The following is an 8,783-nucleotide window of genomic DNA, read 5'->3' on the forward strand; positions in this document are numbered from 1 at the left end:
TGCCCGCGTGCTCGTGCTCGACGACGACGACACCATCCGCCTCAGTGTCGTCACGGCTCTTCGCGCCGAAGGCTTCGCCGCGGAGGGCGCCCCGGACGGCACCGATCTGACGACCCGTCTGTCGGTCTTCCGTCCCGACCTCGTGGTGCTGGACTGGATGATGCCCGGACCGGCCGGCATCCGGTTGCTTCCGGTGATCCGCACCGAGGGAGACACCGCCGTCATCATGCTGACCGCACGCGACGAGGTCGACGATCGACTGCGTGGATTCGCGGAGGGGGCGGACGACTACGTCACGAAGCCGTTCACCGTCGCCGAGCTCGTGGCGCGCGTGGGCGCGGTGCTCCGTCGGCGCGGACGCCTCCCCCAGACGATCGCGATCGGCGATCTCGTCGTCGATCCGGACGCGGCGGTCGCCCATCGCGGGGGCGGCCCCCTCGATCTGACAGCGACCGAGTTCCGACTGCTGCACCTGCTGGCGGAGAGTCGCGGACGTACCCTCTCCAAGGGGCAGATCCTCACCCAGGTGTGGGGCTACGACGACTACGACCCCAACCTCGTCGAGGTGCACCTCAGTGCTCTCCGTCGGAAGATGGAGGCGCGCGGACCACGCCTCATCCACACCGTGCGAGGTCTGGGCTACCGCCTGAGCGTCGCGCCGTGATGGCCACGCCGGCTCTGCGGTCGGGGTCGCTCCGTCGCCGGACGATCGTCGCCGTCCTCGCGCTCGTCGCGGTGCTGCTCATCGTTCTGTCGGTCGTCGTCGATGTCGCCCTCGGTGCGCGCCTCCGCGGCCAGATCGAGGAGCGGCTGCGCGATCGTGCCGCGGCCGCGGCGTCACTGGTCGGCACGGTCGACGACGCCGACCTGGCGGAGCGCCTCTCGGACCAGGGTCTCGCGGTGCGGATCGACAGCGCGGGCGGCGGTTCGATCGTCGCCGGCCCGAGCCCGGATCAGCTCCGAGACGGGCCTCCGGGGCCCGGTGGCCCCGGGCGCGGGGACCGTGCGGCGCCGCAACCGACCGCGACGGGTTCCGATGTCACGGTCGTCGCCTCGTCGGTCGGCGGTGACGACGATCTCGTGACGCTGAGCTCGACCCTGAGCGATGGATCGACGCTCACGCTCACGGCATCCGCGGTCGGGGTCGAGGACACACTCGTCCAGGTGCGGTGGATCATGGCGATCGCGTCCGCCGTCGTTCTCGCCATCGCGGCGGGAGCGGTGATCGTGATCGTGCGGGCGACTCTGCGACCGTTGGATCGGGTATCCGAGGTGGCTCGCTCGATCGGTGCGGGCGAACGGGGTCGGCGCCTGCGCCCCACACGGCCCGACACCGAGATCGGTCGGGTCGCCACCGCCCTCGACGACATGCTCGACGACGTGGTGGGAGCGGAGGAAGCCGCGCGCGGAGCCGAACGGCGACTGCGCGCCTTCCTCTCCGATGCCGCACACGAGTTGCGGACGCCGGTCGCCGGCATCCGGGCCGCCGCGGACACTCTCGTGCGCGCGGATCTCAACGGGCCCGATCGCGAGATGCTCGCCGCCCAGGTCGCCCGCGAAGCGGCGCGGGCCTCGCGCCTCGTCGATGACCTCCTGATGATGGCCCGGGTCGATCGCGGGCTCGATCTGACGCTCAGGGAGGTGGATCTGCGTACCCTCGTTCGCGCCGAAGCGGAGCGCGCGCCGCTCCTGCACCCCCACCTCGATCTGCGGGTGACGGTACCTGATGTCGCTGTCAGGGCATCCCTGGACGTCGACAGGATCGCGCAGGTGCTGTCGAACCTCGTCGAGAACGCCTCCCGCGCGACGGGCGGGCGCGGGTCGGTCCGGATCGCGGTGCAGGAAGGTCCGACCGCTATCCGGTTGACGGTCGCCGACGACGGGCCCGGCGTCCCGGCCGCGGATCGCGAGCGCATCTTCGACAGGCTCGTCCGCCTGGATCCGGCGCGATCGGCGGCGGGTGTGGGGCTCGGTCTGCCCATCGCGCGCGGGATCGCGCGTGCGCACGGCGGCGACGTCCGCTGCCTGGACGCGGAGATCGGAGCGCTCTTCGCGCTCACGCTCCCGAGCCTCGAACGCGCCCGCACCCGGTGAGCGGGCGCGGGCGCGGATCGTTCAGCGTGCGGCGCGCGCCGGGGGTGCCCCGGCGATCACCGGTCCGGTCGACAGGAGCGTGAGCCCGTCGGCGCTGCTGGCATCGTGCATCATCTGATCCACGAGTTCGCGATCGATCGCGGGCTCGCGGCCCCCGTAGAACTGCAGGACCAGCGCGTTGGAGGCGTGCACCCAGATGCTGGCCTGGCGCACTCCCTCGTTCACGGGAAGCTGCAGCATGAACCCTTCGTTGCGGCGCAACTTGTTCATGATCACGATGCGAAGGTGGGCGAGGATGCGGTCGTCGATGTCGAACGATGCGCGATCGCGGTAGATGAGGCGTCCCACGGCTGGTCCTTTTCTGGCGCACTAAAGCGTCCTGTGATGCAAGGGGCGGGACCGCGCCGGGAAGCGCAGCAATGCGGGGTGCATCCATTATCTCACCTCGCGAGATATTTACGGCCTTGACGTGAGGAGTACCTCTGTTGCATGGTTAGTTAGTAAAGTAATGAACCAACAGACGGAGGTTGCATGATCGACGACGGCAGGGCACTCTTCCTCCAGATCGCCGAGAGCGTGGAGGACTCCATCGTCGACGGCTCGCTCGCCGAAGAGACCCGTGCGCCCTCCACGAACGAGCTCGCCGCCTTCCACCGCATCAACCCCGCCACCGCCGCGAAAGGAATCACGATGCTCGTCGACAAGGGTGTCCTCTACAAGCGCCGAGGTATCGGCATGTTCGTCGCCGCCGGCGCGCGCGACACCCTCTTGCGCGAGCGGCGGACCGCCTTCGCGGATCGCTTCGTCGAGCCCCTCCTCGCCGAAGCCCGGACCCTGGGCCTCGGGCCCGACGACCTCGCCGATCTCATCCGGGAGCGCGCGAACCTCCTCTCCTCCACCCCCCGCACCGAAGGAGCCACACGATGACCGCCGTGATCGAGGCGAAGGGCCTCACCAAGCGTTACCGGGGTGGACTCGCCCTCGATGACGTATCCTTCCGGATCGAGAAGGACTCCATCTACGGGCTGCTCGGCCGCAACGGTGCCGGCAAGACCACGCTCATGTCGATCCTCACCGCGCAGAACTTCGCGTCGGGCGGCGTGGCGCGCGTCTTCGGTGAAGACCCGTACGAGAACCCTCGCGTCCTGTCGCGCATGTGTTTCGTGCGCGAAAGCCAGAAATATCCCGACGACGCGCAGCCGGCGCACGCGTTCCGTGCGGCCCGCCTCTTCTTCCCGGAGTGGGATCAGGCGTTCGCGGACCGACTGGTGGACGACTTCCAACTGCCCCTCAAGCGCCCCATCAAGAAGCTCTCGCGCGGACAGCTCTCCGCGGTCGGCGTCATCATCGGTCTCGCCTCCCGCTCCGAGATCACCTTCTTCGACGAGCCGTACCTCGGGCTCGATGCCGTCGCGCGCCAGATCTTCTACGACCGTCTGCTCGAGGACTACGCCGAGCACCCGCGGACGATCATCCTGTCCAGCCACCTGATCGACGAGGTCGCCAATCTCCTCGAGAAGGTCATCGTGCTCGACCGCGGACGCATCGTCATGGACGAGGACACGGATGCCGTGCGCCACAGCGCGGTGACGATCGTCGGTGAGGCGACGGCGGTCGACGTGTTCTGCACCGGTCGCGAGGTCCTCCATCGCGAGAGCCTCGGGGGCGTGGCATCCGTCACCGTCGTGGGCGAGCTCACCCCGGCCGACCGGCGCACCCTCGTCGAGATGCGACTCGAGGTCGCCCCCGTCTCGCTGCAACAACTCATCGTGCGGCGCACGCAGAATGCGACGCCCCGCGCCGCCGCGGCTGCCGCCGCCATCCCGGAAGGAGCGCTGCGATGAATCGCGCGCTGAACGTGGTCCGCCTGCAACTGATCAACCGCCAGACGTTCCTCTGGCTGCCATTGATCATCCTCTTCGGGGCCCTGGGTCTCAGCCTGCTCGTCTACGGGATCGTCGCCGCAGCGGGTGCGGAGGGGGTGAAGATCAGCGGCGGCGCCCAGGCACCCCTGTGGTACTTCGGTGTCGTCGGTGCTCAGGCTCTGACCCGCACGTTCCCCTTCTCTCAGGCGATGAGCATCACGCGTCGCGAGTTCTTCACCGGCACGCTGCTCACCGCGGGGATCACGGCCGTTCTGCTCTCGACCATCTTCGTCATCGGCGGCCTGGTGGAGCAGGCGACCGACGGGTACGGCATGAACGGCTACTTCTTCTACATGCCCTGGCTGTGGGAGGCCGGTCCGCTCGCGGCCGGCGTGACGTTCTTCGCCGTCGCGATGTTCTTCTTCGTCATCGGATTCTGGGCCGCGACGATCTTCAAGCGCTTCGGCACCCTCGTGCTCACCGTGACCCTCGTCGGCGTGTCGCTCCTCGTGGTCGCGATCATCGGGATCGTCACCATCACGCGCTCGTGGCCGGCGGTCATCGAGGGGGGTGCGGCGCTCGGGGCGTTCGGTCTGGCGATGTGGGGGCTGGTGCTGATCGCTGTGCTCGCGTCGTCGTCGTTCCTCACCCTTCGGCGCGCGACTCCCTGAGGAGGCGCCGCGAGAGGGGTCCGGGCCGGCACGCGGTCCGGACCCCTCTTTACGCGGTCAATCCTCAGGTCACGGCGGTTTCTGCTCGATAAAGTCGAGGACGATCTTCGATCAACCGACCCACGAGAGAGAAAACCCGTGAGCCATCACCGAACCTCCCCCGACCAGGAGGGCCGATCTTCGAGCCCCCTCGTTTCGAGAGGGGGTGAAATCTGATGCTGGCTGCGGTTCTGACACTCCTCGTGGGTGTCGTGGTGACTCTGGCGATCATCGTCGCCTGCGGCTTCTTCGTGGCGCAGGAGTTCGCGTACATGTCCGTCGACCGTTCACGCATGGCGGCCTTGGCGGAGAAGGGCGACGCGCAGGCGAAGCGCGTCCTGGCCATCACGAAGCGCACGTCGTTCATGCTCTCGGGCGCTCAGCTGGGCATCACGGTGACCGGCCTGCTGATCGGTTACGTCGCCGAGCCGCTGATCGGCGAGTCGCTCGGCACGCTCCTCGGCGGTGTGGGCATCGATCCCGCGGTGTCCGTCCTCATCGGCACGGTCGGAGCTCTCCTGCTCGCGACCATCGTGACGATGATCTTCGGCGAGCTTTACCCGAAGAACCTCGCGATCGCGAGCCCCGAGCCCCTCGCCCGTGCCCTTGCCGTGCCGACCCGCATCTACCTCCTGCTCTTCGGCTGGCTCATCACCGTCTTCGACGTCGCGGCGAACGCGCTGCTGCGCCTTCTGCGCATCGAGCCCCTCGAAGACGTCGACGAGAGCGCCACCGCGCGCGACCTCGAGGCGATCATCGAGGAGTCCCGCCAGAGCGGTGACCTCCCCGACGATCTGTCGATCATCATCGACCGCATCCTCGACTTCCCCCAGCGCGACGTCGAGCACGCCATGATCCCCCGCTCGCAGATCGACTCCGTGACCCCCGAGACGACGGTCGGCGCGGTGCGTGCGCTCATGGCATCCGGTCACACCCGCTATCCCGTGATCGGCGACGAGGACTCCCCCGTCGGCGTGGTCGAGCTCATCGATCTCCTGCGCGAGCAGCCCGCGGACGACGCCGTCGTCTCGACCGTCATGCGTCCTGCCGTGGTCCTGCCGACCTCGATGATGCTGCCGGTCGCCCTCGACCGGATGCGTAGGACCCGCAACGAGCTCGCCTGCGTCGTCGACGAGTACGGCAACTTCGACGGCATCCTGACGATCGAAGACCTCACGGAAGAGGTGATCGGTGAGCTCTCCGACGAGCACGACGTCGAGACCCCCGAGGTCGCCGCCGTGGGCGACGACGCGTGGACCGTGCCCGGCGACCTGCACCTCGACGAGCTCGAGCGCGTGATCGGGCACGACCTCGCCGAGACCGACGCCGAGACCGCCGCGGGACTCGTAATCGAGACCCACGGCGACCTCCCCGCGATCGGCGCGGTGGTGCGTGTCGATGTGCCGGAGAGGGCGTCCGAGACGGTCCAGGGTCTCGACATCGAGCGCTGGCTCACCGTCGAGGTCGTCGAGGTCGATCGTCACGTGCCCTCGCAGCTCGCGGTGCGCCTGCACGAGGTGGATCGGGATGCCGAACCCGCCGACGACGCGTCGAGCATCGATGAGGAGGTGGCCCGATGAACGGCTGGACGGTCGCCCTCATCACGGCCCTGCTGATCATCGCGAGTGCCTTCTTCGTGATCGTGGAGTTCGCGCTCCTCGCCGCCCGTCGACACCGTCTCGAAGAGGAGGCCGCCACCAGCGCCTCCGCTCGCGCGGCTCTGCGCGGCGTCAACGAGCTCACGGTGATGCTCGCGTTCGCGCAGCTCGGTATCACCGCCTGCACGTTCCTGCTCGGCGCGATCACCAAGCCCGCGATCGACTACGCCCTCGCGCCGGTGTTCGAGGCGTGGGGCCTTCCCTACGTCCTCGCGGACGTCATCGCGTTCGTGCTCGCGCTGATCGTCGTCACCTTCCTCCACCTCGTGATCGGCGAGATGGCGCCGAAGTCGTGGGCGATCGCGCACCCCGAGACCGCGGCGAAGGCCACCGGCATCCTGGCCCGTGCCCTCACGTGGCCGCTGCGCCCGTTCCTGCTGTGGATCAATCACATCGCGAACCGCTTGGTGAAGGCGTCGGGCGTCGAGCCCGTCGACAAAGCGGCCGCGGGCGGCCAGGACGCCGACACGATCCGGGAGCTCGTCGCGCACTCGCGACAGGCGGGAACGCTCGAGGAGCAGTACTCCGAGCCGATCGCTCAGGCGATCGCGCTGGGCACACTGACGGTGGGCGACATCGTCCGTACCGACCGCTCCCCCACGAGCGTGCCGATGGATGCCACGGTCGCCGACATCCAGGCGGTCGCTGCCGCGTCGACCCACCTGCGCATCCTCGTCGGATCGGGAGCGTCGTCGCGCGTCGCACACGTGCGCGACACCCTGACGGTCGACCCCGCGACCCCGGCGCTCGACATCGCCCGCGACCCTCTCGTGCTGGAACCGGATGCCTCGGCCTACGACGCTCTGGCGCGGATGCGCCGCGGTCGGGTGCAGTTGGCGACGGTGGTCGACGGCGAGAGCCTTGTCGGCGTTGTCACCCTCGACGATCTCCTGCGCGAGATCCTGCCGGGACCCGGCGAGCTCGCCGAGGTCGCGCGATAACCGTCGCGAAGGGCCCGCCCTCGTGGGGGCGAGCCCTTCGCAAGGCCTTTCCCCGGCGGCTGCTGTCGGTCACAGTGGACGGGTGACTCGTGAGAAACCCATCGACGACGCCACCCGTGCCGCGGCGCGCATCACGGGGCTGGCCTTCTTCGGTGCGCTCGCGATCCTGAACCTGCTGCCGCTCCTCGACGAGGAGCGCCGTATGAACCCGACCGAGGGGCGGACGATCTACGCCCTGGGGCTTCCCGGATGGGTGGTCGACGGTGCCGTCGAGGTGTTCCTCGTCGGGGTGTTCGTCGCAATCGTCGTCTCGTGGGTCCGCGAGCGCCGTCGCAACCGCGGCACCCAGCAGCGCACCTCGGTGCGGTAGCGGCGGTAGTCGTCGCCGAAACTCGCTTCGAGGTCGGCCTCCTCGTGCGGACGGATGGCGTTGTTCCAGACGAGCGAGCCCACCAGCGCCCACACGACGACGAGCCAGGACTGCAGGAGCAGCCCCACGCCGACGCCCTGGGCGATGCCCGCGACGGCCATGGGGTTGCGCACCCATCGGTAGGGCCCGGCGATGACGAGGCGGTTGGGCATCGCGGACGGCAGAGGCGTTCCGTCGCCCTTCACCGTCAGCGCGGCCGCCGACGCGAGGCCGAGCACGCTCGCCGCGACCACGAGCACGGCACCGGCCGCGGAGACCCCGAGCGGCAGAGGCACGGACAGGCCCCACCGCCGCTCGAGGAACGAGATCACGAGCGGGAACACGACGAGGAACAGGCCCCAGAAGACCGCGATCTGCCCCGTGGTGGCGATGATGTGGGCGATCGGTGTCCGGCGCGGGCGGGCGGGCTTGAAGGCGAAGGGTCCGACCAGCAACCAGGTCGTCGGGACACGCCCGAGCCAGACGAGCGACAGCGCGAGCATCGAGCACGCGGAGGCGGCGATCATCGCGAGCACGCCCCACCCCGCGAGACCCGTGACGGTCGCGTACAGCGCGAGCGAGGCGGTGACGAGCAGGGTCCAGCCCGTCGCGACGAGAGCGGCGATCCGGCCGGCTTTCCCGGGAAGCATCACGAGGCCGGAGGCCACGACGAACAACGGCACATCGAGGGCGGCCACCGCGACGGGGTCGAGGGCCCCGAGCGTCGCGGTCCGCACGACGGGCACCGTGAAGACGGCGATCCACCACGCGGCGCCCGCCGCCGCTTGAGTGGCGAAGTAGGCGCGTCCGAGGAGGGGCGGGTGCGGGGCGCTGGGGTCCATCTCGACCGAGCGTATCCCGCGGTGCCGCGCCATGTCAGGCCACCGGGTCGGTGAGCGCCCCCCCCGCTTCGGTGACGACCGTCCGCACCTCCGCGAGATAGCGCCGCGCCTTATCGGTGATGGGGCTGGTCGTGCGGCCGGTCCAGCTGATCCCGATCGGTTCGTCGACGGAGAGGGGAACCGGCCCGAGCGCGGGCTCCACGGCGTCGCAGGGTGTCCAGCGCGACCGCTGGGCCGCGGTCGCGCCGACGGTGGGGTGGAATG

General features: G+C 69.5%; 9 protein-coding genes and 1 pseudogene. 7 read left to right on the forward strand and 3 right to left on the reverse strand.

Annotated elements, in window-relative coordinates:
* Both NS220_RS15465 and NS220_RS15470 read left to right on the forward strand, forming a co-directional pair.
* The coding region (locus NS220_RS15465) for a response regulator transcription factor (RefSeq protein WP_058624915.1) at positions 1-664 on the forward strand (664 nt) is incomplete at its 5' end.
* A complete protein-coding gene (locus tag NS220_RS15470; protein WP_058624916.1) occupies positions 664-2,094 on the forward strand; it encodes a sensor histidine kinase in 1,431 nt (476 codons plus the stop codon). The genes NS220_RS15465 and NS220_RS15470, both read left to right, overlap by 1 nt.
* Positions 2,095-2,115: 21 nt before the next feature.
* Here the strand turns inward: NS220_RS15470 and NS220_RS15475 are convergent, their stop codons facing one another.
* On the reverse strand, positions 2,116-2,442 hold the full coding sequence (locus NS220_RS15475; protein ID WP_058624917.1) for a DUF7882 family protein: 327 nt from the start codon (positions 2,440-2,442) through the stop codon (positions 2,116-2,118).
* A 183-nt stretch (positions 2,443-2,625) separates the two neighbouring features.
* On the opposite strand from NS220_RS15475, the gene NS220_RS15480 reads away from it, so the two are divergent.
* From NS220_RS15480 to NS220_RS15500, 5 genes are all read left to right on the forward strand, one after another.
* Positions 2,626-3,021, forward strand: coding sequence for a GntR family transcriptional regulator (locus tag NS220_RS15480; RefSeq protein ID WP_058624918.1), 396 nt, complete (start codon positions 2,626-2,628; stop codon positions 3,019-3,021).
* Positions 3,018-3,938, forward strand: a complete 921-nt coding sequence (locus tag NS220_RS15485) for an ABC transporter ATP-binding protein (RefSeq protein ID WP_058624919.1) — start codon at positions 3,018-3,020, stop codon at positions 3,936-3,938. Before NS220_RS15480 ends, NS220_RS15485 begins: the two co-directional genes overlap by 4 nt.
* On the forward strand, positions 3,935-4,630 hold the full coding sequence (locus NS220_RS15490; RefSeq protein ID WP_058624920.1) for a hypothetical protein: 696 nt from the start codon (positions 3,935-3,937) through the stop codon (positions 4,628-4,630). The genes NS220_RS15485 and NS220_RS15490 overlap by 4 nt, the downstream gene beginning before the upstream one ends.
* A 215-nt stretch (positions 4,631-4,845) precedes the next feature.
* Positions 4,846-6,249: a hemolysin family protein gene (locus tag NS220_RS15495; protein ID WP_058624921.1), complete on the forward strand. Its 1,404-nt coding sequence runs from the start codon at positions 4,846-4,848 to the stop codon at positions 6,247-6,249.
* On the forward strand, positions 6,246-7,268 hold the full coding sequence (locus tag NS220_RS15500) for a CNNM domain-containing protein (protein WP_058624922.1): 1,023 nt from the start codon (positions 6,246-6,248) through the stop codon (positions 7,266-7,268). Before NS220_RS15495 ends, NS220_RS15500 begins: the two co-directional genes overlap by 4 nt.
* Positions 7,269-7,496: 228 nt before the next feature.
* Here the strand turns inward: NS220_RS15500 and NS220_RS15510 are convergent, their stop codons facing one another.
* Together NS220_RS15510 and NS220_RS20240 are read right to left on the reverse strand one after the other, a co-directional pair.
* Positions 7,497-8,519 carry an isoprenylcysteine carboxylmethyltransferase family protein gene (locus tag NS220_RS15510; RefSeq protein WP_081323219.1) on the reverse strand — a complete coding sequence of 341 codons (1,023 nt, stop codon included), beginning with the start codon at positions 8,517-8,519 and terminating at the stop codon, positions 7,497-7,499.
* A 34-nt stretch (positions 8,520-8,553) separates the two neighbouring features.
* Positions 8,554-8,783 (reverse strand): annotated as a pseudogene (locus NS220_RS20240) (hypothetical protein); the annotation flags it as partial.

This window comes from Microbacterium testaceum (assembly GCF_001476655.1).
GTDB lineage: Bacteria > Actinomycetota > Actinomycetes > Actinomycetales > Microbacteriaceae > Microbacterium > Microbacterium testaceum_C.